Source organism: Phenylobacterium sp., assembly GCF_028290885.1.
In the GTDB taxonomy this organism is placed as follows: domain Bacteria; phylum Pseudomonadota; class Alphaproteobacteria; order Caulobacterales; family Caulobacteraceae; genus Phenylobacterium.
Window position 1 is genome coordinate 12,871 of the sequence record NZ_JAQGIZ010000159.1, and the last position, 25,271, is coordinate 38,141.

Sequence of the window (25,271 nt, forward strand, 5' to 3'; positions counted from 1 at the left end):
CCGTTCCGCAATGCCCCGTTCCAGCCCCCAGTCTCCAGGGCCCTCCATGATCTCTTCCCTCTTCGGCGCCATCTCCAATGACATCGCCATCGATCTCGGGACCGCCAACACGCTCATCTACATGAAGGGCAAGGGCATCGTGCTGAACGAGCCCTCGGTGGTCGCGCTACGCAACGTCGGCGGCCGCAAGGTCGTCCACGCGGTGGGTATCGAGGCCAAGCAGATGCTGGGCCGTACGCCCGGGCACATGGAGGCCATCCGCCCCATGCGCGACGGCGTCATCGCCGACTTCGAAGTCGCCGAGGAGATGATCAAGTACTTCATCCGCAAGGTTCACAACCGCAAGGGCTTCGTGAACCCCAAGGTCATCGTCTGCGTGCCGTCGGGCGCCACCGCCGTCGAGCGCCGGGCGATCAACGACAGCTGCCTGAACGCGGGCGGCAGGCGTGTCGGCCTGATCGACGAGCCGATGGCCGCCGCGATCGGCGCCGGCCTGCCGATCCACGAGCCGACCGGCTCGATGGTCGTCGACATCGGCGGCGGCACCACCGAGGTGGCCGTGCTCTCCCTGTCCGGCATCGTCTATTCGCGCTCGGTCCGGGTCGGCGGCGACAAGATGGACGAGGCGATCATCTCCTACATGCGCCGCAACCATAACCTTCTGATCGGCGAGACCACCGCCGAGCGGATCAAGAAGGAGATCGGCACCGCCCGCGCGCCGGCCGACGGCGAGGGCCTCTCGATCGAGGTCAAGGGCCGCGACCTGATGCAGGGCGTGCCGCGCGAAGTCCGCATCAGCGAAAAGCAGGCCTCGGACGCGCTCTCCGAACCGGTCGGCCAGATCGTCGACGCGGTGAAGATGGCGCTGGAAGCCACGCCGCCGGAGCTCGCCTCCGACATCGCCGACAAGGGCATCATGCTGACCGGCGGCGGCGCGCTGCTACGCGGTCTGGACGCCGAGATCCGCGACCACACCGGCCTGCCGGTCACCGTCGCCGACGACCCGCTCTCCTGCGTCGCGCTGGGGTGCGGCAAGGTGCTCGAACATCCGAAATGGATGAAGGGTGTCCTCGAATCCACGTTAGCTTAATCCCAGCGAGTCTCTGCTAGCTCGGGTGGCGGCGGGGGCTGTCGCAACACCGCTGGAATGAGGCGCCTCAAGTGTCCTTAAGGGACAATCCGCTTGGTGAACTGAAGGTCCCCCTGACCTGGGCGGGCGCCATCGCGCTCGTCGTGGCGGCCGTGGCGGCCACCGCCATCCTGATCGCCGACCGGCGAGAGACCTTCAAGGCGGAAGCCTATGGCGCGACGCGGCGAGCCAGCGACACGGTGCTGGCGCCGGTGGGCGACGTCCTGGCCGCGCCCGGCCGCTGGACGGGGGCGGGCGTCGACACCGTCCGCGACTACTTCGGCGCGGCGTCCGAAAACCGGCAGCTGAAATCCGAGCTGAAGGAGATGCGCCAGTGGCGCGACGTCGCGATCGCGCTCAAGAACGAGAATGAGCGCTACCGCACGCTCCTGGGACTGAAGACCGACCCGCCGATCCCGATGGCCGCCGCGCGGATCGTCACCGATTCCAGGGGCCCCTTCGCCGACACCCGGCTGGCCAACGCCGGCAGCGAGCGCGGCGTGAAGGCGGGCAATCCGGTGATGAGCGAAAACGGCCTGGTGGGCCGGGTGATCGGGGTGACCGAAGGCGTGAGCCGCGTGCTCCTGCTCACCGACATTGCCTCGCGCACGCCGGTGATGATCGACCGGACCAACGCGCGCGCCATCCTGACCGGCGACGGCGGGCCGAACCCTCGCCTCGACTATCTGCGCGGCCGAGATCCGCTACGCCAGGGCGACCGGGTGCTGACCTCCGGCGACGGCGGGGTGCTGCCGCGCGGCCTGCCGGTGGGAACCGCGGTGAGGGGCCTCGACGGCCGCTGGCGGGTAGTGCTGGCCTCGGACCGCGCGCCCATCGACTTCGTGCGCATCCTGCTGTTCGAGGACTTCACCCAGGTGGCGAACCTCAAGGCGCTGAACCAGATGCAGGTCCCGCCGCCGACCGGCGGCCCCGGAACCACGCCGGTCACGCCTCCGAAGCCCGCGGCGCCGGTTGAGACCAAGGCGGCGACTCCCGACGGGGCTGCGACGGCGTCGCCTTCGAAGCCGGGTGCGGCCAAGACCGAACCTTTGACCGAGGCGGCCAAGCCGACAGTCAGGGCGCCGACCTCCAAGCCGAAGACAGACGACAGCGCGTCGCCGAAGCCGGCGCCTTCCAAGCCCGCGGCGGCCAAAGCCCCTGAGGCGTCGGCGTCCAAGGTCGCCGCATCGAAAACGACGGCCTCGACGGGCGGAGCTCCCAGGGCCGAACCCTCGAAGAGCGCCGCCTCCACGGTGACGGCGTCCAAGCCCTCGCCGGCTGCGCCAGGCGCCGCGCCGAAGCCGGTGAAGCCTAAGCCCCTCGCCGCCGAGGCCGTTCCTTGAGCGGCGCGCGGCCCCTCGAGCCCTGGCGATGGCTTGGCGTGCCGATGGTGCAGGCGATCGCCGCCACCATCCTGTTCGGCATCCCATTGCGCGTCTTCGGTCTCCAGCTGCCGGAGCCGATCTTCCCGATGGCGCTGGCGTTTGCCTGGGCGGTGATCCGGCCCTCGGTGCTGGCGCCCTTTGGCGTACTGCTGATGGGCCTGTTCCTCGACATCTTCTGGGGCGGCCCGCTTGGCCTGTGGGCGATCTGCCTGCTCATCGCCTACGGCGGCGCGCTGGCCGGACGCAGCATGATGGCCGGCCAGAACCGGGCGATCCTGTGGGCCTGGTACGGGCTGACCACCGCCACGGCCATGGTCGCGGGCTACCTCTTCGTGATGCTGGATTCCAAGTCGACGCCGGGCCTGATCCCGATGGCTTGGCAATTCCTCGCCACAATCGTGCTTTATCCCTTTTCACAACGGCTGATCGACCTCTTCGAGGATGCCGACGTGAGGTTCCGCTAGGGGCGGGCGATGGCTGAACCCTCCATCTTCTTCGCCGAGGTCAACGAGCGGCAGGGCGTCTTCCACCGCCGGGCCTTCCTGCTGGGCGGCTTCGCGGGCGTGGGCCTGCTGGCGCTCGGCGGCCGGCTGGCGCACCTGCAGCTGATCGAGACCCAGCGCTACGAGAAGCTGTCGGCCTCCAATCAGTTCAACTTCAAGCTGACCCCGCCGCCGCGCGGCCTGATCGTCGACCGCAACGGCGTGGTGCTGGCCTCCAACCGCCCGAACTTCCGGCTGATGGTGGCCAAGGACAAGGGGATGGATCCCAAGGCCACCCTGAAGACGCTCGCCGAGTTCGTGCCGCTCGACGACGCCCGCCAGACCCGCCTGCTGAGGGACATCTCCAACGCCCCGCGCCGGTCGCCCATCCAGGTCATGGAGGACATGAGCTGGGAACAGTTCAGCGCCATCAACATCCGCGCGCCGGAGCTGCCGGGCGTCACCGCCGACATGGGCGAGGTCAGGGTCTATCCCTACGGCGGCGCCTTCGCCCACGTGATCGGCTATGTGGCCAAGGTCAACAAGGTCGACCTGACGCCGACCGGGCCCAACTCCGAACCGATCCTGCTGAACCCCGGCTTCCGCATCGGCCGCCAGGGCGTCGAGCAGGCCTTCGACCTCGAGTTGCGCGGCAAGCCCGGCGCCCAGAAGGTCGAGGTCGACGCCAACGGCCACGAGGTCTCCACCGACCCGGCCGGCGACATCAAGGCGATCCCCGGCAAGGAGATCGTGCTCACCCTCGACGCCGACATCCAGAACCGCGCCATGGAGGTGTTCGGCGACCAGTCGGGCGCCGCCGTGATGATGGACTGCCGCAACGGCGACATCCTCTGCATGTTCTCCGGCCCGAGCTTCGACGCCAACCGCTTCGTCCGTGGGCTGACCGGGGCGGAGTACCGGGCGCTCGCGCAATACGAGCGCAAGCCGTTGTTCAACAAGGCGCTCACCGCCACCTATCCGCCGGGCTCCACCTTCAAGACCATGGTGGCGCTGGCGGCGCTGGAGAACGGCTACGACCCCAAGACCGTCCACGTCTGCAACAAGGTCTGGTTCTGGGGGGGGCGGCCTTGGCATTGTGACCAGGTTCATGGCGCGCAGGACCTTCACTCGGCGATCGCCACCTCCTGCGACATCTACTTCTATCAGTGCGCGCTTGCGGTCGGGCCGGACAAGATCGCCAAGGTGGCCCGCGGATTCGGTCTGGGCGAGATCTTCGACATCGGCATCCCGGGACAGAAAAAAGGTCTGGTGCCGGACACCGCCTACAAGCGCCGCACCTTCCCGAAGGACCCGGTCTGGCATCCCGGCGAGACGCCGAGCATGGGCATCGGCCAGGGCTACACCCACCTCAATCCGCTGCAGCTTTGCGTGCAGGCGGCGCGCTTGGCCAACGGACGCAAGGCGCTGCACCCGCGCCTGATCAGGTCCATCGGCGGCGTGGCGCAGCCGTCCGGCGCGGCCTTCGGCGACCTGCCGTTCAACCCGGAACACATCGATTTCGTCCGTAACGGCATGGCGGCCGTGACGGGCGCCGCCGGCGAGCACATCGCTAAAGCTACCGGCGCCGGCGCCGCGGCCGACCTCGGCCTTGGGCCGATCAAGATGGCCGGCAAGACCGGCACCGCCCAGTCCCGGGGCTACAGCGGCGGCACCGGTGCGCACGGCGCGGTCGGCGAGTGGGCGCTGCGCGACCATGCTTGGTTCATCTGCTACGCGCCCTACGACGAACCCCGCTACGCCATGAGCGTGCTGGTCGAGCACGGCGGCTTCGGCGCCGGCGCCGCGGCGCCGCGGGCGCGCGAGATCATGCGGGTTGCCCTCCTCAAGGATCCGGAAATCAGGGCGAAGATCGAACGACCCATGCCGATGCCGGAAATCCCCGCAGGACCGGGCAACGGCGACGTCGTCCCCGACCTGCCGCCCGAGCCGATCGACCCCGCCGCTCAGACCGGAACGCCCACATGACCGTCTCGGCGCTCACCCGTCCCGGCGAACGCGACCGGTTGATCGTCAAGATCGGCGAGATCGACTGGATCTTCTGCCTGACCCTGTGCCTGATCGCCGGCGCGGGCGCGGTGATGCTGTTCTCCATTGCGGGCTCGTCCTGGACGCCCTGGGCCGCGCCGCACCTGGCACGGTTCGCGCTGTTCTTCGCGATCATGATCGTGCTGGCGCTGGTCGACCTCAGGGTCTGGTTCGCGCTCTCCTATCCGATCTACGCCATAGGCTTCCTGCTGCTGATCGCCGTGGACCTCGTGGGCCACCATGCGCTGGGCGCGCAGCGCTGGCTGCAGGCCGGACCCATCACCATCCAGCCGTCGGAGATCATGAAGATCGGCCTCGTGCTGGCGCTGGGGCGCTTCTACCACGGCCTGTCGGGCAAGAGCGCCCAGCTCTCCTGGTGGCTGCTGGTCCCGGCCGTGCTGATCCTCGCGCCCGTGGCGCTGGTGGCCAAGGAGCCCGACCTCGGCACGGCGCTCCTGATGCTGATGACCGGCGCGATCGTGGTGATCCTCGCCGGGCTGTCCTGGCGGCTGATCGCGGGGGGGATCCTCAGCGTCGCCCTGCTCGTGCCGCCGGCGATCATGTTCGGCATGCACGACTACCAGCGCAAGCGCCTGACCACCTTCCTCGACCCGGAGAACGACCCCTCAGGCTCCGGCTACCACATCCTGCAGTCGAAGATCGCGCTCGGCTCCGGCGGCCTGCTAGGCAAGGGCTACGGCCTGGGCTCGCAGAGCCAGCTCAACTTCCTGCCCGAAAAGCAGACCGACTTCATCTTCTCGACCCTGGCCGAGGAGTTCGGCTTCGTGGGCTGCGCCTCGATCCTGGTGCTCTACGCCGCGGTGATCTTCATGGCGCTCAGGACCTCCTACCTGTCGCATAGCCACTTCGGGCGGCTGGCCGCCGCCGGGGTGACCGCCACCTTCGCCCTCTATGTGCTGATCAACGGCTCGATGGTGATGGGCCTGGCGCCGGTGGTGGGCGTGCCCATGCCGCTGCTGTCCTACGGCGGTACGGTGATGCTGACCGTGATGGTCGGCTTCGGCCTGGTCATGGCCGTCCGCGTTCACCGCTACTCGGAAGTCACCAGCGGCAAAGGCTCGCTGCTCTAGGCGGCGAGCCCTGCGCAGGCGGCTACTTGGCCGGCGTCACTTGCCCGCGGATCTCGCCGCCGGGGTTCGCGGCGGTGTGGACGTTGAAGTACCACTTGCCGGCGTTGAGGTCGGCGATCTGGGCGTCGGTCAGGGTGGCGGTTCCCTTGATCGGGCTCGGGCTCGGCACGGCCGGGACCACCGGCGGGGCGTTGGCGCCGGGCGCGGCGGGGCCGTGGAAGTGGGCGGCGACGACCGGGCCGGTCAGGTCCTTGTAGGTCGCCGAATAGGTCAAGGTCTTGCCGTCCAGCATCGCCTGGACCGCGCCGGTCCCCTTGACGCCATCGGCGCCCTTCATGGTGGCGCTGTAGTGGGCCATCTGCGCGGAGGCGGCGCTCGCGACCAGCAGGCCCACGGCCGCCACCGCGGCGAACAGGGTATGACGCATTGGAAGTTCTCCCTTGCTTCCGGACAAGTTTCCCGGATGAAGCGCCACGTTGCCCCGCGGCGCAGGTCGGCGCAACCGCCGGCTTAGACGCTGAGCGCCTGATCGGTGGCCCGCACCAGGGCGTCGACGATCCCAGGCTCGGTGGAGGCGTGGCCGGCGTCCCAGACCACCTCGAAGCGCGCCTCGGGCCAGGCGCCCTTCAGCTTCCAGGCGGCTTCCATCGGCGTCACCACGTCGAAGCGGCCCTGCACGATCCAGCCGGGGATGGCCTTCAGCTTGGCGGCGTTCTTCAGGATCCAGCCTTCCTCGGGGAAGAAACCGTGGTTGGCGAAGAAGTGGCATTCGATGCGCGCGAAGGCGATGGCGAAGTCGATCTCGTTGAACTTCGAGGGCCGGGCCTCCGGCCCGCGGATCGAGATGGTATCGCCCTCCCACTGGCTCCACGCGGCCGCCGCCTCGGCCTGCACGCGCCGCTCGGGATGGGTCAGGCGCTTGTGGTAGGCGGCGATCATGTCGCCGCGCTCGGCCTGCGGGATCGGCGCGCAGAATCGCTGCCAGGCGTCCGGGAACAGCATGCAGGCGCCGTTCTGGTAGAACCAGCCAAGCTCGCGCTCAGTGAGTAGGAAGACGCCGCGCAGCACCAGGCTCTCGACCCGCTCGGGATGCCGGATCGCGTAGGCCAGCGCCAGCGTCGAGCCCCAAGAGCCGCCGAACACGCACCATTTCTCCACGCCCAGATGCTCGCGCAGCCGCTCGATGTCCTCGATCAGCGTCCAGGTGGTGTTGTCCTCGAGGGAGGCGTTGGGCCGGCTCTTGCCGCAGCCGCGCTGGTCGAACAGCGCCATGCGCCATTTCGCCGGGTCGAAGAACCGCCGCATGGTCGGGTTGATCGCCCCGCCCGGGCCGCCGTGCAGGATCACGCAGGGTTTGCCCTTCGGCGCGCCGCATTCCTCGTAATAGATCTCGTGCGCCCCGTCGGGCGGCAGCCAGCCGGAGGCGAAGGGCTCGTTGTCCGCGAACAGGCCTCGCCGATTGGCGGCGGTCGAGACGGCGGGCGGGGGCGTGCTGCGTTCCATGGGCGGCAATCTACTTCGGGAAACGCCTGTCCAGCCAGTCAAGGATGAGCCGGTTCACCTCCTCGGGCTTCTCCTGCTGCGTCCAGTGGCCGGAACCGTGGATCATGTGCATTTCCAGGTCGCCGATCATGCCGGGCATCCCCTCGGCCATGGCCGGCGTCAGCACGGCGTCCTTCTCGGCGGTGATCATCAGGCAGGGCAGGCGGTCGATCCGCGCCGGCAGGCCCTCCGAGCGCTCCCAGTTACGGGTGAAGTTGCGGTACCAGTTGATCCCGCCGGTGAAGCCGGTGCGCTGGAAGGTCTCGACGAAGGCGGCGAGCTCCTCGGGCGTAAGCAACTGATTGCCCGCGTCGGTCGAGTCCCACCGCTGCAGCAGCTCTTTGAAGGCGAAGGTCGAGCCGCCTTCCGTCGGCTGGGCGGCCGCGGCCTGCAGGGCGGCAGGCTTGCGCATGAAGAAGCGCATGGTCTTCTCCACGTCGGCGGCCAGCACCGCGTCTGCGTCGCCCGGCGTCTGGAACCAGACGATGTACATGTCCGGTCCGAAGCGCATGCGCATCAGCGCGATGGGGTCCATCGGGGCGCGCGGCATGAACGGCGTGTTGAGGCCGATGACGCCGGCCACGCGGTCCGGATGCATCAGCGGCAGTTGCCAGACGACGATGCCGCCCCAGTCGTGGCCGCAGAAGATGGCCTTCTCGACGCCCAGGTGATCCAGCAGGCCCACGAGGTCGCCGGTCAGGTGCTCCATGTCGTAGTCGGTCACGGCGTCTGGGCGCGAGGAGAGGCCGTAGCCGCGTTGGTCCGGCGCGACGACCCAGCGACCGGCGGCCTCGAAGGCCTTCAGCTGCTGGCGCCAGGAAAACGCCAGCTCCGGGAAGCCGTGGCAGAGGATGACCGGGACGCCCTCGCGTGGGCCGGCCTCGTAGTAGGCCATTTCGATGCCGTTGACCTGGGCCCGCTGGACGGGCGGCATCTGGCTTTCGAGCGCGGACATGGCGGGGCTCCCTGGTGGCCGCGCAGCTTTGCAGCAAATCGCCGCTCGCTGGAACGGGGAAGACAGCGGCGGCAAAGCCGCTAAGAAGACCCCATGACCGCAGAGGCGCAGCCGCAACGCACCCAGTGGGGCCTGGTGGTGCTGCTGGGCTCGCTCACCGCCATGGGGCCAGTGGCGATCGACATGTACCTGCCGAGCCTGCCGGCCATCGGGGCCGGCCTGCACGCCTCAGCCGGCGAGACGCAGGCGACGGTGTCAGCCTTCCTGGCCGGCATGGCGGTGGGCCAGCTGTTCTATGGGCCGGCCGCGGATCGGCTGGGGCGGCGCCCGCCGATCCTTCTGGGCACGGTGATCTTTGTAGCGGCCTCGATCGCCTGCGGGTTCGCGGCGTCGCCGGCAATGCTGATCGGCGGCCGGTTCGTGCAGGCGTTGGGGGCTTGCGCCGGGGGCGTCGTCGCCCGCGCCGTGGTTCGCGACCGCTTCGGCCACACCGAGACGGCGCGGATGCTCTCGCTGCTGATGTTGATCATGGGGCTCGCCCCGATCCTCGCGCCGTTGCTGGGCGGAGCGTTGCTCGGCCTCGGGGGCTGGCGGCTGAATTTCTGGTTCATGGCGGCCTTCGGGGTCGCCGTCGGCTTGGCCGCGCTCTTCCGCCTGAAGGAGAGCCGCTCCGAGGAGACCACCGCCCACGCGCAAACCGAGAGCCCGCTGCAGGCCTACCTGGCGCTGCTGCGCGAGCCTCGGCTGGTAGGCTATGCGCTGGCGGGTGCGCTGAACGGGGCGACGATCTTCACCTACATCGCCTCTTCCCCGGACCTGCTGATCAAGACCTACGGCATCCCGCCAGCGGCCTTCGGCTGGGTGTTCGGGCTGAACGCGGTGGGAATCATCGGCAGCAACCAGGTGAACCGGTTCCTGCTCAGGCGGCGCACCGTGGACCAGGTGCTGGCGCGCGCCAGCCTGGTCGCCGTGGGCATCGCCATCCTGCTGATGATCGCCGCGGTGACCGGCATCGGCGAGCGGTGGAGCGTGCTGCCTCTGCTGCTGGTGCTGCTGTCCAGCTACGGCTTCCTACAGGGCAACACCATGGCCGGGGCCTTGAACGTCGATCCGCGGCGCGCGGGTGCGATCTCGGCGCTGATGGGCGGGGTCTCCTTCGGCACGGGCGCGCTGGCCTCGGCGGCCGCCGGCGTGCTGCATGACGGCACGCCGCGGCCGATGGCGCTGGTGATGCTGGTGGCGCTTGCAGGGTCGGCGGCGGCCCTGCGCCTCCTGGCGCTGCCGAAACGGCGGTCCGCGGCCGGCTAGACGGGATCGACCCCGCGCGCGGCCCAGGCGAGCACAGCCCAGCCGGCCAGGAAGCAGAGGCCGCCGATCGGGGTCACCGCGCCCAGCCAGCGCGGCGCGCCCAGCGCCATGGCGTATAGCGAGCCCGAGAATATCACGACGCCGGAGAGGAAGAAGGCCGGCGCGAACCGCGCTTGCCGCGCGCCCACCTGCATGAAGGCCACACAGGCAAACGTCGCCAGGCTGTGGACGAACCCGTAGAGCGATCCGGTCCGCAATAGCTCCTGCGCGCGCGGATCGGCGACGCCGTGCGCGGCGAAGGCTCCGAACGCCACGGACAGGAAGCCGCCCGCCGCCGCCAGCGTCATCCAGTTGCGGCGGCTCCAAGGGCCCATCAGCCCCAGACCTTGGGCCGTCGGTCCTTCCAGGGGGCTTCCTTCTCCAGCTGGGCGGCGAGGCGGAAGAGGGTGGCCTCGTCGGCGTAGCGGGCGGTGAACATCATGCCGATCGGCAGGCCGTTCGCATCGGTCTCCAGGGGGAGCGACATCGACGGTTGGCCGGAGAAGTTGAACGGCGGGGTGAAGGGGAAGGCCCGGCCCTGGCGCCGGTTCACCTCGCGCGGCTCCAGGTTCACCGGATCGATGAAGCCGATCTCCGGCACGGGCGTGCCCAGGACGGGCGACAGGTAGACGTCGACGTCCTCGAAGAAGGCCAGCGTCCGCCGGTTGAGCATCCGCGTCTCCTGCAGCGAGCGCATGACGTCGGCGCCGGTCTGCCGCCGGCCCGCCTTCAGCGTCGCCCAGGTCAGGGGCTCCAGCTCGCCCTCCTCAGGTTCGCGGCCCACCAGCTCGATCAGCCGCGCCATGCCGGCGGCGAAGTTGGCCGCCGCGGCCGGCCCGCGGGAGGCGAAGAGGGCGCGGTAGTCGATGCCGAGGCCCTTCTCGACCACCTCGTGACCCAGGCCCGTCAGCAAGGCCGCGGTGCGTTCGAGCGCGGCCTGGATTTCCGGCTCGATGGGGCGTCCCGACGGGGTCTCGGAGGACCAGGCGACGCGCAGGCGCCCGGGCGACCTGGCGATCTCCTCGACATAGGGCCGCTCCTTGGGCGGCGGTGGGTAAGGGGAGCCGGGCTCGGGGTAGCCGGTGGCGTCCAGCATCGCCGCGGAATCGCGCACCGTGCGGGTCACCACATGGTCGACCACATTGCCCAGCGCATAGTCGAAGCCGTCGGGCATGTTTGGGTTGCGGTCGCGGGTGACCTTCAGGCCCACCAGGCCGCAGCAGGCGGCCGGGATGCGGATCGAGCCCAGCCCATCCGAGGCGTGCGCCAGGGGCACGATCCCCGCCGCCACCGCTGAGGCCGCGCCGCCCGACGAGCCGCCGGCGATGTGGTTCGGGTTCCAGGGGTTGCGGCAGGGCCCCAGCGCCGCGCTCTCCGTCGTGCCGGTGATGCCGTACTCCGGGGTGTTGGTCTTGCCGACCGGCACGACGCCGGCCTGGCGGTAGCGGCGCGTGAGCCCGCCGTCCTCGGCATCGACCACGCTGCGCGCGAACTTGCTGCCGTGGCTGCGCGGCCAGCCGGCGACCGGCATGCCGAGGTCCTTGATCAGGAAGGGCACGCCGCGGAACGCCCCGTCGGGCAGCTCGCCCCTGGCCCAGGCGCGGGCGTCGTCGTAGCCCTTGTAGACCACCGCGTTCAGCGTGGGGTTGTGCTGCTCGATCCGCTCGATGGCGGCCTCGACGAGTTCGGCCGGGGTGACGGCGCGCTTGCGGACCAGCTCGGCCAGGCCAAGGCCGTCGTAATCGGCGTAGTCAGGCATTTCCATGGGCTCACCTCGTGCCGCCGGCGGTCAGGAACGCCAGCTTCGGGACCGGCTGCAGGGTCGGGGATTGCCGCTTCAGCGCTCCCAGCGCGCCCTCGGCCGCGTCAAGGAACGCTTCGATGTCGGCGTCGGTCATGGCCGCGCAGAGGAACATGTTGTGCCAGGGGTGCACATAGACGCCGCGGTCCAGCATCTCGCTGGAGAAGCAGAAGCCTTTGCGCAGGTCCGGGTCGTCGTCGAACAGGAACAGCGGCATGGTCACCGGCCCGGTCTGGCGCAGCGAGAATCCGGCCGCGGAAGCCCGCTCGTCGAGGCCCGAGCGCAGGCGCTCGCCCAGCGCGGTGATCCGCTCCAGGTAGTCGGTGTCGCGGACCAGGCCGAGCGTCTCCAACGCCGCGGCCATGGGCGCGGCTTGGTACCAGAACGAACCGGTGACGAAAATCGAGGCCGCCGCCTTGCGCGCCTTGTCATTGCCCAGCAGCGCCGAGAGCCCGTGTCCGTTGGCGATGCACTTGCCCCAAGTGGAAAGGTCCGGCTGCACCCCGATCCGCGACCAGGAGCAGTCGCGGGCGAGCCTCAGCCCTGCACGCACATCGTCCACGACCAGCAACGCGCCGGTTGCGTCGCAGAGCTCGCGGGCGCGGCGGGCGTAGGCCGGGTCGGGCTCGGCCTGGTCGATGAAGGCGTCGTGCTTGAAGGGGGCGGCGAACACGCAGGCGAGGTCGTCGCCGGCCTGGGCGACCGCGGCCTCAAGGCTGGCGACCTCGTTGTAGTCGTAGAAGATCTGGTGGGCGCGGTCGGTGTCGATCGTGCCGGTCGGCCTCGGCACGCACCAGGGGGCCGCGCCGTGGTAGGCGCCCTTGGCGCGCACCACGATCTTCCGACGGGTGTGGGCGCGCGCGGTGGTCAGCGCCATGGTGGTGGCGTCGGTGCCGTTCTTGCAGAACATCGCCCAGTCGGCGTGGCTGACCATGGCCACGAAGGCCTCGGCCAGCTCCACCATCAGCGCCGTCGGCCCGGTCAACGTGTCGCCGAGGCCCAGTTGGCGGACGAAGGCCGCGTCGATCTGCGGGTTGGCATAGCCGAACAGGTTCGGCCCATAGGCGCACATCAGGTCGAGGTAGCGGCGGCCGTCGACGTCCCAGATGTGGGCGCCTTCCCCGCGCTCGAAGAACTGCGGATAATCGTCGGGCAACAGGCCCGTCGCCTGGTGGCCGTACATGCCGCCGGGGATCACCGCCTCGGCGCGGGTCCGAAGTTCCTGGTCACGGCTGTTGGTGCGGCCCATGGGGCGTCTCCCTTATCGCTGTTCACACATTACGCGGCGCCGCGGCGGCGTCCACCGCGACTCCGTGTAAGGGCGAGCGGACATGCCGCTCACCGTGCGCCTTGGCCTATTCTACGGGGCGATCTTCATCGGCACGGGGGTCAGCTCGCCCTATCTGCCGGTGTGGTTCGCTCACCATGGCCTGTCGGGCAGCCGGATCGGGCTGATCCTGTCGCTGCCGATGCTGGCCCGGGCCTTCACCGCCCCTCTGCTGGCCGTCTGGGCCGACAGTTTCAAGCTTCGGCGCACGGCGCTGCTGATCCTCGCCGCGGCGGTGACCGTGGCCTACGCCCTGATGGCGCTGCCGGGCGGGTTCGCCTGGTGGACAGTGGTCTGGTTTGCGGCCTCGTCGATGTATTCGACGCTTTCGCCCCTGGCCGACGTGATCACGCTGCGGCGAGCCAGGACCGACGGGTTCAACTTCGGCTGGCCGCGGGGGATCGGGTCAGCGGCCTTCATCGTCGGCAACCTCGGGATGGGCGCGATCCTGACCCGCGGATCGCCGGAGGTGGTGCTCGTCTGGATGGTCGCCGCCACGGCCCTGACCGCCGTCGCCGCGCGCTTCCTGCTGCCGCCCGATCCGGTGCACGACGAGGGCCATGTGGCGGCGCTTTCCGACCGGATGGGCGGCCTCACCGACCTGTTGCGCGATCCGGTGTTCATGACCGCGGTGGTCTCTGCCGGCCTGATCCAATCGGCGCACGCGTTCTACTACGGCTTCTCGACGCTGGCCTGGAAGCGGCAAGGGATCGCGGAGGACATGACCGGCGTGTTGTGGGCCACCGGCGTCACTGCCGAGATCGCCTTCATGTGGTTCCTGGAGCCCTGGCGGCGGCGGGTCGGACCGCGCAATCTGCTGATGCTGGGCGGCATCGCCGCCGTGGCGCGGTGGAGCGCGCTGGCGTTCTCGCCGCCGCTCTGGGCGCTCTTCCCGCTGCAGGCGCTGCACGCGCTCAGCTACGCAGCGACCTTCCTGGCCTCTCTTCAGTTGGTCGAGCGGCTCTCGACGCCTCGCAACGCCTCGGCCGCCCAGTCCCTCAACTCCGCGCTTTCCGGCGGCGTGCTCTCCGGCGTCGCCACGATCCTGTCAGGCTGGCTGTTCGACCGCACCGGCGCGCACGGCTATCTGCTGATGTCGGCCATGTGCTTCATCGGTCTCGTGGGCGCGATGCGGCTCTACGGCGTCCGCCGGCTCGACCCGACCTGAGGGCGGCAAGCCTCCGCGCCTGACCCAAGGACAGCCTTGCATCCCTGGGCGAGGCGGGAATGATGCGCCGGAGCGGAGGCCGCCCATGCGCGCACTGAAGGTCGAGGCCCCCTGGGGGCTGGACGCCATCGAAGTCGTCGAGGTCCCCGATCCCGCACCGGGTCCTGGCGAGGTGCTGGTGCGGATGCGGGCGGTGTCGCTCAACTACCGCGACCTGCTGATGGTGGGCGGCATCTACGGGAGAGGCTCCGGCCAGGCCGGCGCGATCACCCCCTTCTCGGACGGCTGCGGCGTGGTGGAGGCGGTCGGACCTGGCGTCAGCCGGGTGAAGCCCGGCGACCGCGTCTCGACGCTGTTCTTCCAGAACTGGGTCTCAGGGCCGCCGACGCAGGAGAAGCTCTCGTCGTCGCTGGGCTTCCCGATCCCGGGCGCCGGACGCGAACTGGCGGTGTTCAGCCAGGAGGGCGTCTCCAAGGTTCCCGACTTCCTCAGCGACCAGCAGGTCTCGACCCTGCCGTGCGCGGCGCTCACCGCCTGGCGGACTCTGTTCGAGGATAGCCGCCTGCAGCCGGGCGACACGGTCGTCTTGCAGGGAACCGGCGGGGTATCGATCTTCGGCCTGCAGTTCGCCCACGCGGCCGGTTACCGGACGATCATCACCTCGTCGTCCGACGAGAAGCTCGAGCGCGCCAGGGGATTCGGCGCGGACCACACGATCAACTACCGCAAGGTCCCCGAATGGGGCCGGGCGGTCCGCGACGCCACCGGTGGCCGGGGCGCCGATTTCATCCTGGAGGTGGGCGGCGGCGGCACCATCGAGCAGAGCGTGCGGGCGGTCCGGGTCGCCGGTCACATCGCGGTGGTCGGCGTGGTCGCGGGGCCCGGCGCGGGCTTCAATCCCGCCTCGCTGATCGGCAACTCCGCCAAGCTGCAGGGCGTCTCGGTGGGCTCGCGCGACATGTACGAAGCCATGTGCGAGGCGATCGCGCTCAAGGACATCCGCCCGGTCGTCGACAAGGTATTTCCCTGGACGGAGGCCAAGGCCGCCTTCACCGCCATGCAGGGCGGCGAGCATTTCGGGAAGATCGTGCTGGAATTCTGATCGGCGCGTAGGCTCGACGGGAAAGGGAAGATGACCCCCAGACTTCAGATTCCCGGATCGAAAGCCCCGCCTTCCAGCCAGTCGAAGATCCGCTCGGCGGCCTCCGCGGCGGAGAGGCGGGTGGTGTCGATGCGGATTTCGGGGTCTTCCGGCGGCTCGTAGGGTGAATCGACGCCGGTGAAGTTCTTCAACTCGCCGGCGCGGGCCTTCTTGTAGAGGCCCTTGACGTCGCGCTTCTCGGCCTCGGCCAGCGGGGTGTCGATGAACACCTCGACGAACTCGCGCTCGCCCATCAGTTCGCGGGCCATCTGCCGCTCGGCGCGGAACGGCGAGATGAACGAGACCAGCACGATCAGGCCGGCGTCGACCATCAGCTTGGCGACCTCGGCCACGCGGCGGATGTTCTCCACGCGGTCGGCCTCGGTGAAGCCCAGGTCCTTGTTCAGCCCGTGGCGGACGTTGTCGCCGTCCAGCAGGTAGGTGTGGCGGCCCTCCACGGCGAGGCGCTTTTCCACGAGGTTGGCGATGGTCGACTTGCCGGCGCCCGAGAGGCCCGTCAGCCAGACGACGCGGGCCTTCTGGCCTTTGCTCGCGGCGCGCGCGGCCTTGTCCACGTCCAGCGCCTGCCAGTGGATGTTCTGGCTGCGGCGCAGCGCGAAATGTAGCAGCCCTGCGCCCACCGTGCGGTTCGATATCCGGTCGATCAGGATGAAGCCGCCGAGGTCGTGGTTCTCCGCATACGGATCGAAGGCGATGGGCGCGTCGAGCAGCAGGTTGCAGACCCCGATCTCGTTCAGCTCCAGCCGGCGCGCGGCGAGGTGCTCCAGCGTGTTGACGTAGACCTTGTACTTGGGCTCGGCGACCTGGGCGGCGACCGTGCGGGCCCCGAGCTTCATCAGGTAGGGGCGGCCGGGCAGCATGGCCTCGTCGTCGAACCAGACGATCGTCGCCTCGAACTGGTCGGCGACGGCGGGCGGGCTCCCGGCCGCGGCCAGGACGTCGCCGCGGCTGACGTCGATCTCGTCGGCGAGGGTGAGCGTCACCGACTGGCCCGCCACCGCTTCCGGCAGGTCGCCGCCGAGCGTGACGATGCGCTCCACCGTGCTCTCGCGGCCCGACGGCAGGGCCTTGATCCTGTCGCCCGGCCGGATGACGCCGGAGGAGACCATGCCCGCGAAGCCGCGGAAGTCGTGGTTCGGGCGGTTCACCCACTGCACCGGCATGCGGAACGGCTTTTCGCGCAGGTCGTCCTCGACCGGCGCGTCCTCCAGCCAGCGCATCAGCGGCGGGCCGGAATACCAGGGCGAGTTGGCGCTGGGCTCGGTGATGTTGTCGCCGCGCAGCGCCGACATCGGGATGGCGGTGAAGGCGCTGATCCCAATTTGATCGGCAAAGGCGCTATAGGCCCCGACAATCTCGTCGAAGCGATCCTGGCTCCAGTCCACCAGGTCCATCTTGTTGATCGCCAGCACCACGTGGCGGATGCCGAGCAGGCTCACGAGGTAGCTGTGCCGCCGCGTCTGGGTGAGCACGCCCTTCCGGGCGTCGATCAGGATCACCGCGGCGTCGGCGGTGGAGGCGCCGGTGACCATGTTGCGGGTGTACTGCTCGTGGCCGGGCGTATCGGCGACGATGAACTTGCGCTTGTCAGTGGAGAAGAACCGGTAGGCGACGTCGATGGTGATGCCCTGCTCGCGTTCGGCTGCCAGGCCGTCGACCAGCAGGGCGAAGTCGATCTCACCGCCCTGGGTGCCGACCTTCTTGGAGTCGGCTTCAAGGGCCGCGAGCTGGTCCTCGAAGATCATCTTGGAGTCGTAGAGCAGGCGACCGATCAGCGTCGACTTGCCGTCGTCCACCGAACCACAGGTCAGGAACCTGAGCAGGCTCTTATGTTGGTGGGCGTGGAGGTAGGCCTCGATATCCTCGGCGATGAGCTCGGACACGTGGGCCATCAGAAGCGCGCCCTTACCAACCGCTCATTCCCGCGAAGGCGGGAACCTAAGCGGACTTTCGGCGCGCGAGCGGTTGACTCAGCTTGGGTCCCCGCCTTCGCGGGGATGAGCGGAAGGGAGGCGTGAGCCACTAGAAATAACCCTCCTGCTTCTTCTTCTCCATGGAGGCGGCCTGGTCGTGGTCGATGACGCGGCCCTGGCGCTCGGACGTGGTGGCGAGCAGCATCTCCTGGATGATTTCGGGCAGGGTCGCGGCCGTGCTCTCGATGGCGCCGGTCAGCGGGTAGTCGCCCTGGGTGCGGAAGCGGATCGAGCGCAGCTGCGGCACCTCGCCGGGCTTGAGCCTCATCCGCTCGTCGTCGACCATGATCAGGTTGCCGTCGCGCTCCACCACCGGCCGCTCGGCGGCGAAGTAGAGCGGCACGATCGGAATGTCCTCAAGGTAGATGTATTGCCAGATGTCGAGCTCGGTCCAATTGGAGATCGGGAAGGCGCGGAAGTTCTCGCCCGGCCCCTTTCGCGTGTTGTAGAGCCGCCAGAGTTCGGGGCGCTGCATCTTGGGATCCCAGCGGTGCTGGGCCGAGCGGAACGACAGGATGCGCTCCTTGGCGCGGGACTTCTCTTCGTCGCGCCGGCCGCCGCCGAAGGCCGCGTCGAAGCCGTACTTGTCGATCGCCTGCTTCAGGCCCTCGGTCTTCCAGAGGTCGGTGTGCAGGGAGCCGTGGTCGAAGGGGTTGATGCCGCGCGCCTCGGCCTCCGGATTGCGGTGGACGATCAGCTCCATCCCGGTCTCGCGGGCCATCCGCTCGCGCATCTCGTACATCGCGCGGAACTTCCAGGTGGTGTCCACGTGCAGCAGTGGGAAGGGCGGCTTGGCGGGATAGAAGGCCTTCATCGCCAGCCGCAGCATCACCGCGGAGTCCTTGCCGATAGAATAGAGCATCACCGGGCGCTCGCACTCGGCGACCACCTCGCGGAAGATGTGGATGCTCTCGGCCTCGAGGCGCTGCAGGTGGGTGAGCATGGGGGCGGAGAGGCGGCTTCCAGCGGCTATGGGGTCAGGCGCGAGGCGGGCGTCCATCAGCGGACCTTACAACAAAGATGGCAAAAGCCGCCCATGGCGGCAGTCGCGGTGACCGGGCCGGCCCGAGGGTCACTTAGAGAGGTGAGCCTTGCGGGGCAAGGCGAGCGGCCCCCAGGAATTCTTGAGGCGCGTGCAGCGGACGTGGCTCCGGTTCGCCGGGTCAGAACGCGGCGCGTCGCCACACCTCGGTGCGGCAGAGCACCGAAAGGCAGCCTTCCACGGCGAGCGCTTCGTCCGACCTGAGGCGGATCTTCGAGGCGTAGGTGCGGCCCGTCTCGGGATCGTAGATATGGCCGCTCCAGACGCGGTCGCCGGCGGGCGCGAGGCCAGGGAGCACCGGCAACCCCACGATCGGCCGGCCGCGCAGGGTGGGGTCCTGGTTGTGGATGTCCTTCAGCGGGACGCCAGCCGCGTCCGTCGGCTGGCGCAGGCGAACGATGGTTCCGCAGATCGCCTCGGGCCGGGCCGGGCAGGGCGCGACACGCACGATCCCCTTGCCGCCCTTCGTGACCCAGTCGCCGACGACGCGATCGGCGGCGGAGGCCGGCAGCGCCAGCGCTGCGGTCCCAATTGCTGCCAGGAGGGCTTGTCTCATCGCGCGATCCATCTCGCCAGGCATTGGCCGAAAGATCGTCCAAGGGCCGTTAAAGAAGCCCTGCCTGGGTCCAGATTCCCGCAACGAGCGCGTTAGCGGATTGTTTGAAGCTTTCCGGCAGGCTCCAGCGCCATGACGGGATCCGCCAACCTGGCCGCGCTGCTCGGGTTCGACACCGAGTTTGACGCCACGGCGCCCGAGACGCGGCAGAAAACGTCGGAGCGCGTCGGCATATCGGCGGTGATCGTCGCCGGCTCGATACCGGTCATCGGACTGCAGAGCGCCGTCGTCTGGTGGGCGTTCTCTTTGCTTTCCGAGGCGTGGATGTGGGCCTCGACCGGCCCGCGGGCCTACGGCAAGCCGGCGGCGCGCGCGCAGCGGCTTGCCGCCTCGTTCATGGCCAGCCTCTCGTGGGTCTTCATCGGTCTGATCTACTGGGCCACCGGCCAGGAGAGTTCGCGGCTGCTCACCGTCGCGCTGATGGCCGGCATCCTGCTCTACGTGGTCAAGGCCTGCTACAAGAACATCCTGCACCTGCTGGTCTGCGCCCTGCCGCCCAGCGTCTGCATCCTGCTGCTGCCGCTCTCCTACCGCGCCTCGGGGGCGAAACTGGCGACCCTTGAGGGCGCCATGACCCTGCTGATCGGGTTCACGGTCAACTCTGCCGTGTCGGCCCACCAGCACCACCGCCGACTGCGCGCAACCACGCGCGAGCTCACCGAAAAGCGTGAAGCCGCCGAGGCGGCCAGCCGCGCGAAGAGCGAATTCCTGGCCAACATGAGCCACGAAATCCGCACGCCCCTCAACGGCGTCATGGGCATCGCCGGCGCCCTGGCCCAGACCCGCCTCAGCCGCGGCCAGCAGGAGATGGTGCACCTGATCGAGAGCTCCGCGTCGAACCTGCAGGTGCTGGTCTCGGACATCCTGGACCTGACCCGGATCGAATCCGGGCGCCTGGAACTTGGCGCGGAGCCCTTCGAGCCGCTTGCGGCGGTTCGCGCCTGCGGGGACCTGTTCCGCGACACCTTCTGCGCCAAGGGTTTGGAGTTCACCTTCCGCGCGGATCCGGCCGCCAGCCTGCTGGTCTTGGGCGATGCGGCGCGCCTGCGCCAGATCGTCTGCAACCTCTTGTCCAACGCCGCCAAGTTCACGGAGCAAGGCGCCGTGACGCTGACGCTCTCGGCCGAGGCGCGGGAGGACCGCGTGCGGCTGGTCTGCAAAGTCGCCGACACCGGCATCGGCTTCGACGAGGCGACCAAGGCGCGGCTGTTCGAGCGGTTCGAGCAGGCCGACGGCTCGATCACTCGCCGTTATGGGGGCAGCGGGCTCGGCCTGGCGATCTCCCGCACCCTGGCGAAGGAGATGGGCGGCTCGCTCACCGCCGAGTCGGACCCGGGCCGCGGCTCCTGCTTCACCCTTGCGCTCGAGCTTCCGGCGCAGCCTGCCGCCGCCCAAGGAGAGGACGGCGCAAGCTCGTCCGCAGCCGTACCCGACGTTGCGGGCCTGCGCGTGCTGCTGGCCGAAGACCATCCGGTGAACCGCCGCGTGGTGGAGCTGATCCTGGGGGCCGCCGGCGTGGCGCTCACCTGCGTGGAGAACGGCGCGGAGGCCGTCGATGCGGCTGCGCACGCCCAGTTCGATCTGATCCTGATGGACATGCAGATGCCGGTGATGAGCGGCCTGGAGGCGATCCGGCTCATACGGGAGAGCGGCGGCCCGATGTCGCGCGCGCCGATCTACACCCTGACGGCCAACGCCCTGCCGGAACATGCGCAGGCCTCAGCCGCGGCCGGCGCGAACGGGCATGTCACCAAGCCGATCACGCCGGCGGCCTTGCTGGAGGCGGTCAGGCGGGCGGCCTTCGAAGGCGGCGGCCACCCCGCCGGCCGGCGCTCAGACGCGGCCGTCGGCGGAGCGTTGGCTTCCCGTGGCTAGGGGGTCAGCCGCCACGCGGGCGTCCGTCAGCGGACCTTACGGCCGAGATGACGAAAGCCGCCGAAGGGGGCTGGGCCTTGCGGCCCACGGGCAGCGCGGCTATGCGCGGTGTCGAGCTTCGATCTGGACAGCCGTCCTGCAGTCGCTCGGGGTGCTTCAAGCTGGCGCAATGCGTATCGACGCCTATAAAACCCACATAAGTTGAAACGCCCTGACTGAATTCGAGCCTAACTTCCGAATCGGCCTCGTCCCTCCCGCGAGATCGGATGGGCATTTTGGTGACCTGAAGATGCGCGACGTCGTATTCACCTTCTGGCACGAGACCTGGACTGACTCGATGCAGCGTCTATTCATGACGCCGGACAGGCTGTTGCAGACTCTTCTGGTGCACGAAGACGTCGGAAAGCTGCTGATCGCCGATCCCTTTCGAATGGGAGCAACCCAGTTCGCCAGGCGGCTGCTTGGAAGACGCCCGGTTCCGATCCCGCCGCGGCCACACGCGACCGGGGTCGTTTCTCCACTCAGGTTCCGCCGCAGGGATGGAGTAGGCGAGGCGACGCTGCGGGCGTCCTACGTCGAATACGATCGCTGGGTCAGCGCGCGGGCGCGCGATCTCGGCCTTGAGGACGCGGCGCTGATTACGACCAACCCGTTCTACGCCGCCTATGCGCCGCTGAAGTGGACACGGGCCGTGACCTACTACGCCTTCGACGACTGGGCGGCGTTCGACGACCACAGCGAGTGGTGGCCCGACTATGCTCACGCCTATGAAACGATCCGGGCGCGGGGGCATCGCGTGTGCGCGGTGTCGCAGCACCTGCTTCGACGGCTTGACCCGATTGGGCCGGGCATCGTGGTTCCAAATGGCATAACGCCATCAGAATGGCAGCAGCCGTGGAGGGCGCCGGACTGGTTGGCGACGCTCCCGCGGCCGCAGATCCTCTACTCCGGCGCCATACACGGCCGCCTCGACGTGGGTGCGGTGGCCGAGGTGGCCAAGCGCTTCCCAGGCGGCTCGGTGATCATTATCGGGCCCGTGGCCGACCCGGAGGTGGTCAGGCAGCTCCGCCTTATACCGCGCGTCCACATCAAGCCGGCGCTGTCGGAGCGGGACCTGATCGCCGGCCTGACCCGGAGCGTCGACGTTTGCATCATGCCGCACCACCGCACGCCGCTCACGGAGTCGATGAGCCCGCTGAAGATCTATGAATACTGCGCGGCCGGGCGCCCGGTGGCGGCGACGGACATCGCGCCGGTCAGGGGCATCCACGATCACGTCGTCCTGGTCGGGGACGGCCAGTCCTTTGCCGACGGTGTCGAGCGGGCGCTGGCCATCGGGCCCATCGCCGAAGCGGACCGCCAGACCTTCCTCGCGGAGAATTCGTGGGCGAGCCGCCACGACGTGATCCTGGATCTTGCGCTCGCCGACTAGGTCTGCACGCAGGCCGCCGCCGACCCGAGGCGCGATGTTTCGCGACGGTCACACCTCGCCGCTTGGCGAGCGCCGGCGCCATATGCAACATGACGCCCGGGAAAACGTACCGGACCTTGGAGCCAGAATACTGGCGGCGGGACGTCCCATGCCTGGGGGATTTGCATGACGTCCGCGACCACGACAGCGCCTAAGGCGGCGACCGGCTACCGCTACGTGGTCGTGGGCCTGTTGGCCGTCGTCTACACCTTCAACTTCATGGATCGGCAGATCATGTCGACCCTCGCCGAGCCGATCCGCAAGGACCTCGGGCTCAGCGACACGGCGCTGGGCGCCCTGGGCGGCCTGACCTTCGCACTGTTCTATACGACCTTCGGCATTCCGGTGGCGTGGCTGTCGGACCGCTTCAAGCGCGTCTGGATCATGGCCGCGGCCTGCGGCGTCTGGAGCCTCTTCACCGCCGGCTGCGGCCTGGCGACGAACTTCACCCAGCTTGCTATCTCGCGGATGATGGTGGGCGTAGGCGAGGCCGGTGGGTCCCCGCCGTCCTACTCGCTGATCTCCGACTACTTCCCGGCCAAGGAGCGGGGCACCGGACTGGCGCTCTATTCGCTCGGCGTGCCGCTGGGCTCGATGCTGGGAGTGGCCCTGGGCGGAGGCGTGGCCGCCGCCTACGGCTGGCGGACGGCCTTCTTCGCAGTCGGCCTGCCGGGCGTCCTGCTGGCGCTCGTCATGCTCTTGGTGGTGCGTGAGCCGAAGCGCGGTGGGCTGGACGAAATCGCGCTCGGCGCCGATGCGCACGCGCCCGCCCCGCCGGCCTTCAAGGTGATCGCCGCCTTCGTCACCAACCGCACCCTGCTGTGCGTGGCGATCGCCTGCGGCCTTTCGGCCTTCGTCGGCTACGCCATGCTGACCTGGAACACCCCCCTGCTCATCCGGGTGAAGGGCATGACGCTGAAGGAGGTCGCGGCCTACTACAGCGTGATCCTGGGCGTGACGGGGGTGATCGGCACCTTCGGGGCCGGCTGGCTGGCGGATAAGCTGAGCCACCGGGACCGGCGCTGGTACGCATGGATCCCGGCGATCGCCTTCACCCTGACCCTTCCGGCTCTGGCGGGCCTGATCTGGGCCCCGACCTGGCCGATCGCGCTGGCGTTCATCGCGGTGCCTGCGCTGCTCAACAACATGTACCTCGCCCCGGCGCTGGCGGTGGTGCAGAACGCGGTGCCGCCCGGCCAACGGACCATGGCGGGGGCGATCCTGCTGTTTGTCCTGAACCTGATCGGACTGGGTGGCGGGCCGATATTCCTCGGCCACGTCAGCGACCTGGCCAAGCCCAGGTACGGCGAGCACTCGCTGCTGATCGGCTATGCGGCCCTAGCCCCGGTGATCGTGATCGCCATCGTCGCCCACCTGGCGGCGGCGAGGTCCATCGCCCGCGACAAGCGGCTGGCGGCGGCGCTGTGAGATAGGCGGCGACGCCGCGCGCCCACGCTAGCCGATCGTAAAATGCGCGAGACCCGAATCGCGCCAGGAAAGTCGCGAGGCGCTCTCGGGCGGTGCTGACATTTGTTCGGCATGTTTCTCGTGCTTTAGCCTCACATTATCGTCTGGGGCCGACTATGAAGAGGGCTCTTATCCGTCTATGGCGGGCGCTAGAGAGGTCGGCGGAATGGCGGGAAGGCTGTTGAAGATTGCGTATAGCTTTCCTTTTAGACTGGGTTCGCCGGGCATCGGGGCCGCGGCCCTCAGCCAGATCCGGGCGCTCGCCGAGCGGGATTGCTCGGTTCAGGTGTTCTGTTGGTCAAGCCCGCAGCGCATCCCCGGAGTCAAGGTCGTTCAGACCCAGAGAATTGTTCCGATCCCACAGCGTTTCATGGGGCGGCAGCGCGCCTGCAGGTTGCATGACTATCTCACCGCAACCTTGCTCACCCACTGGAGGGAACCTTTTGACGTCGTCCACACCTGGCCGCTTGCGGCGGAACTCACTCTAAAAGCGGCTCGGGCGCGGCACTGGCTCGGGGTGAGAGAGGCGCCGAACACCCACACTGAGCACGCGTTCGATGTCGTTGCGAAGGAACATCGGGCCCTCGGTATCGAACAGGAGAGGGACAATTCGCACACGTTCGACCCGACGGTGCTGGATCGAGAGATGCGCGAATATGAGGTCGCAAGCCTCATTCTCGCGCCGTCGGAGCTCGCCATCGACACGTTCGTTCGCCGCGGCGTTCCGCGAAGCAAGCTTGCGCTCAAGAGTTATGGCTTCGATCCGCTTCGGTACACGAGCAACGCCGGCATGCGAGCCAATGATGGTTTGACCTTTTCCTTTGTGGCGCGTTGCGAACCCCGCAAGGGCCTTCACCTGGCCTTGGAAGCTTGGCATCGGTCGGGGATAGCTGATCGCTCCAAGTTCCGGGTGACCGGTCGTTTCATTCCCGGATACCGGGAGCGTCTTCTCCCGTTGCTTCAGCATAAGAACGTCTCGGAGCACGATTTCCTTGCGGACCTTCGACCGCTTTACCAAGCTACAGACGTTCTGGTGCTGCCGTCCGTCGAGGACGGCAGCGCGCTCGTGACTTACGAGGCCCAGGCTTCAGGCTGCGCCCTCCTGGTTTCGGACGCCTCCGGCGCCCGTTTCACCCACGGCACCGAGGGCTTTATGCACCGCGCAGGCGACGTGGAGACGCTGGCGCAACAGATGCGCATGCTTGCCGATGATCGCGCACTGCTGCTCCGCATGCAGAATGCCGCCGCCTTGAACGCGCAGCAATATACCTGGGAGCGGGCGACCGAGCGCTTGGTCAATGCCTATGAGGCAGCTTTATGAGTTACGAGCGCCCGATGATTCCATTTAACCGACCGACGCGCGTTCCGGAAGAACTGGAACTGGTCTCGCAG

The 25,271-nt window shown here is 68.8% G+C and carries 20 protein-coding genes and 1 pseudogene; 12 read left to right on the forward strand and 9 right to left on the reverse strand.

Going from position 1 to position 25,271, the window contains the following annotated elements; translation table 11 throughout:
• The first annotated feature begins 46 nt into the window (after positions 1-46).
• From JWP28_RS10790 to rodA, 5 genes and pseudogenes are all read left to right on the forward strand, one after another.
• Entirely contained in the window at positions 47-1,090 is a 1,044-nt protein-coding gene (locus tag JWP28_RS10790; RefSeq protein ID WP_012522835.1) for a rod shape-determining protein, read from the forward strand.
• Between the two features lie 71 nt (positions 1,091-1,161).
• Positions 1,162-2,277 (forward strand): annotated as a pseudogene (gene mreC, locus JWP28_RS10795) (rod shape-determining protein MreC); the annotation flags it as partial.
• A 191-nt stretch (positions 2,278-2,468) separates the two neighbouring features.
• Positions 2,469-2,978, forward strand: a complete 510-nt coding sequence (locus JWP28_RS10800) for a hypothetical protein (RefSeq protein WP_299542765.1) — start codon at positions 2,469-2,471, stop codon at positions 2,976-2,978.
• 9 nt (positions 2,979-2,987) lie between these two features.
• Complete coding sequence (gene mrdA, locus JWP28_RS10805; RefSeq protein WP_299542766.1) at positions 2,988-4,982, forward strand: penicillin-binding protein 2; 1,995 nt, start codon at positions 2,988-2,990, stop codon at positions 4,980-4,982.
• On the forward strand, positions 4,979-6,133 hold the full coding sequence (gene rodA / locus JWP28_RS10810) for a rod shape-determining protein RodA (RefSeq protein WP_299542767.1): 1,155 nt from the start codon (positions 4,979-4,981) through the stop codon (positions 6,131-6,133). Before mrdA ends, rodA begins: the two co-directional genes overlap by 4 nt.
• A 22-nt stretch (positions 6,134-6,155) precedes the next feature.
• On the opposite strand, the gene JWP28_RS10815 is transcribed toward rodA, so the two are convergent.
• The 3 genes from JWP28_RS10815 to JWP28_RS10825 form a co-directional block, all read right to left on the reverse strand.
• On the reverse strand, positions 6,156-6,560 hold the full coding sequence (locus tag JWP28_RS10815) for a CHRD domain-containing protein (protein ID WP_299542768.1): 405 nt from the start codon (positions 6,558-6,560) through the stop codon (positions 6,156-6,158).
• Positions 6,561-6,643: 83 nt separating this feature from the next.
• A complete protein-coding gene (gene pip / locus JWP28_RS10820; protein ID WP_299542769.1) occupies positions 6,644-7,636 on the reverse strand; it encodes a prolyl aminopeptidase in 993 nt (330 codons plus the stop codon).
• 10 nt (positions 7,637-7,646) lie between these two features.
• Positions 7,647-8,630 (reverse strand): alpha/beta hydrolase, encoded by a 984-nt coding sequence (locus JWP28_RS10825; RefSeq protein WP_299542770.1) that lies wholly within the window; start codon positions 8,628-8,630, stop codon positions 7,647-7,649.
• 93 nt (positions 8,631-8,723) lie between these two features.
• Between JWP28_RS10825 and JWP28_RS10830 the strand changes: the two genes are divergently transcribed.
• Positions 8,724-9,938 carry a multidrug effflux MFS transporter gene (locus tag JWP28_RS10830; protein ID WP_299542771.1) on the forward strand — a complete coding sequence of 405 codons (1,215 nt, stop codon included), beginning with the start codon at positions 8,724-8,726 and terminating at the stop codon, positions 9,936-9,938.
• Here JWP28_RS10830 and JWP28_RS10835 read toward each other — a convergent pair.
• Genes JWP28_RS10835 through JWP28_RS10845 form a run of 3 tightly spaced genes read right to left on the reverse strand, consistent with a single transcriptional unit; the run spans position 9,935 to position 13,027 of the window.
• Positions 9,935-10,312 (reverse strand): DUF423 domain-containing protein, encoded by a 378-nt coding sequence (locus JWP28_RS10835; protein ID WP_299542772.1) that lies wholly within the window; start codon positions 10,310-10,312, stop codon positions 9,935-9,937. The genes JWP28_RS10830 and JWP28_RS10835 overlap by 4 nt on opposite strands.
• Positions 10,312-11,742 carry an amidase family protein gene (locus JWP28_RS10840; protein WP_299542773.1) on the reverse strand — a complete coding sequence of 477 codons (1,431 nt, stop codon included), beginning with the start codon at positions 11,740-11,742 and terminating at the stop codon, positions 10,312-10,314. Before JWP28_RS10840 ends, JWP28_RS10835 begins: the two co-directional genes overlap by 1 nt.
• A 4-nt stretch (positions 11,743-11,746) precedes the next feature.
• A complete protein-coding gene (locus tag JWP28_RS10845) occupies positions 11,747-13,027 on the reverse strand; it encodes an aminotransferase class III-fold pyridoxal phosphate-dependent enzyme (RefSeq protein ID WP_299542774.1) in 1,281 nt (426 codons plus the stop codon).
• Between the two features lie 82 nt (positions 13,028-13,109).
• On the opposite strand from JWP28_RS10845, the gene JWP28_RS10850 reads away from it, so the two are divergent.
• The gene (locus JWP28_RS10850) at positions 13,110-14,273 is read left to right on the forward strand and encodes an MFS transporter (RefSeq protein WP_299542775.1); all 1,164 of its coding nucleotides are present in this window, start codon (positions 13,110-13,112) and stop codon (positions 14,271-14,273) included.
• A gap of 85 nt (positions 14,274-14,358) precedes the next feature.
• Positions 14,359-15,375: an NAD(P)-dependent alcohol dehydrogenase gene (locus tag JWP28_RS10855; protein WP_299542776.1), complete on the forward strand. Its 1,017-nt coding sequence runs from the start codon at positions 14,359-14,361 to the stop codon at positions 15,373-15,375.
• Positions 15,376-15,419: 44 nt separating this feature from the next.
• Here JWP28_RS10855 and cysN read toward each other — a convergent pair whose 3' ends face one another.
• The 3 genes from cysN to JWP28_RS10870 form a co-directional block, all read right to left on the reverse strand.
• Positions 15,420-17,327, reverse strand: coding sequence for a sulfate adenylyltransferase subunit CysN (cysN, locus tag JWP28_RS10860; protein ID WP_299542777.1), 1,908 nt, complete (start codon positions 17,325-17,327; stop codon positions 15,420-15,422).
• A 130-nt stretch (positions 17,328-17,457) separates the two neighbouring features.
• Positions 17,458-18,408 carry a sulfate adenylyltransferase subunit CysD gene (gene cysD / locus JWP28_RS10865; protein ID WP_299542778.1) on the reverse strand — a complete coding sequence of 317 codons (951 nt, stop codon included), beginning with the start codon at positions 18,406-18,408 and terminating at the stop codon, positions 17,458-17,460.
• Between the two features lie 163 nt (positions 18,409-18,571).
• Positions 18,572-19,006: a DUF2147 domain-containing protein gene (locus tag JWP28_RS10870; RefSeq protein ID WP_299542779.1), complete on the reverse strand. Its 435-nt coding sequence runs from the start codon at positions 19,004-19,006 to the stop codon at positions 18,572-18,574.
• Positions 19,007-19,138: 132 nt separating this feature from the next.
• Here JWP28_RS10870 and JWP28_RS10875 point away from each other — a divergent pair, with 132 nt between their 5' ends.
• The 4 genes from JWP28_RS10875 to JWP28_RS10890 all read left to right on the forward strand — a co-directional run bounded on the left by JWP28_RS10875 (position 19,139) and on the right by JWP28_RS10890 (position 25,200).
• On the forward strand, positions 19,139-20,941 hold the full coding sequence (locus JWP28_RS10875) for an ATP-binding protein (protein ID WP_299542780.1): 1,803 nt from the start codon (positions 19,139-19,141) through the stop codon (positions 20,939-20,941).
• 289 nt (positions 20,942-21,230) lie between these two features.
• Entirely contained in the window at positions 21,231-22,373 is a 1,143-nt protein-coding gene (locus tag JWP28_RS10880; protein ID WP_299542781.1) for a glycosyltransferase, read from the forward strand.
• Positions 22,374-22,538: 165 nt separating this feature from the next.
• A complete protein-coding gene (locus tag JWP28_RS10885) occupies positions 22,539-23,840 on the forward strand; it encodes an MFS transporter (RefSeq protein ID WP_299542782.1) in 1,302 nt (433 codons plus the stop codon).
• A 205-nt stretch (positions 23,841-24,045) separates the two neighbouring features.
• Positions 24,046-25,200, forward strand: a complete 1,155-nt coding sequence (locus JWP28_RS10890) for a glycosyltransferase family 4 protein (RefSeq protein ID WP_299542783.1) — start codon at positions 24,046-24,048, stop codon at positions 25,198-25,200.
• Positions 25,201-25,271: the final 71 nt, after the last annotated feature.

Coding starts and splice junctions, on each gene's coding strand:
- JWP28_RS10880 (WP_299542781.1), top strand. CDS start 21,231: ATGCGCGACGTCGTATTCACCTTCTGGCACGAGACCTGGACTGACTCG.
- JWP28_RS10845 (WP_299542774.1), bottom strand. CDS start 13,027: ATGGGCCGCACCAACAGCCGTGACCAGGAACTTCGGACCCGCGCCGAG.
- JWP28_RS10890 (WP_299542783.1), top strand. CDS start 24,046: ATGGCGGGAAGGCTGTTGAAGATTGCGTATAGCTTTCCTTTTAGACTG.
- cysN (WP_299542777.1), bottom strand. CDS start 17,327: ATGGCCCACGTGTCCGAGCTCATCGCCGAGGATATCGAGGCCTACCTC.
- JWP28_RS10790 (WP_012522835.1), top strand. CDS start 47: ATGATCTCTTCCCTCTTCGGCGCCATCTCCAATGACATCGCCATCGAT.
- JWP28_RS10870 (WP_299542779.1), bottom strand. CDS start 19,006: ATGAGACAAGCCCTCCTGGCAGCAATTGGGACCGCAGCGCTGGCGCTG.
- JWP28_RS10815 (WP_299542768.1), bottom strand. CDS start 6,560: ATGCGTCATACCCTGTTCGCCGCGGTGGCGGCCGTGGGCCTGCTGGTC.
- JWP28_RS10850 (WP_299542775.1), top strand. CDS start 13,110: ATGCCGCTCACCGTGCGCCTTGGCCTATTCTACGGGGCGATCTTCATC.
- JWP28_RS10855 (WP_299542776.1), top strand. CDS start 14,359: ATGCGCGCACTGAAGGTCGAGGCCCCCTGGGGGCTGGACGCCATCGAA.
- mrdA (WP_299542766.1), top strand. CDS start 2,988: ATGGCTGAACCCTCCATCTTCTTCGCCGAGGTCAACGAGCGGCAGGGC.
- cysD (WP_299542778.1), bottom strand. CDS start 18,408: ATGGACGCCCGCCTCGCGCCTGACCCCATAGCCGCTGGAAGCCGCCTC.
- pip (WP_299542769.1), bottom strand. CDS start 7,636: ATGGAACGCAGCACGCCCCCGCCCGCCGTCTCGACCGCCGCCAATCGG.
- JWP28_RS10825 (WP_299542770.1), bottom strand. CDS start 8,630: ATGTCCGCGCTCGAAAGCCAGATGCCGCCCGTCCAGCGGGCCCAGGTC.
- JWP28_RS10830 (WP_299542771.1), top strand. CDS start 8,724: ATGACCGCAGAGGCGCAGCCGCAACGCACCCAGTGGGGCCTGGTGGTG.
- JWP28_RS10835 (WP_299542772.1), bottom strand. CDS start 10,312: ATGGGCCCTTGGAGCCGCCGCAACTGGATGACGCTGGCGGCGGCGGGC.
- rodA (WP_299542767.1), top strand. CDS start 4,979: ATGACCGTCTCGGCGCTCACCCGTCCCGGCGAACGCGACCGGTTGATC.
- JWP28_RS10840 (WP_299542773.1), bottom strand. CDS start 11,742: ATGGAAATGCCTGACTACGCCGATTACGACGGCCTTGGCCTGGCCGAG.
- JWP28_RS10875 (WP_299542780.1), top strand. CDS start 19,139: ATGACGGGATCCGCCAACCTGGCCGCGCTGCTCGGGTTCGACACCGAG.
- JWP28_RS10885 (WP_299542782.1), top strand. CDS start 22,539: ATGACGTCCGCGACCACGACAGCGCCTAAGGCGGCGACCGGCTACCGC.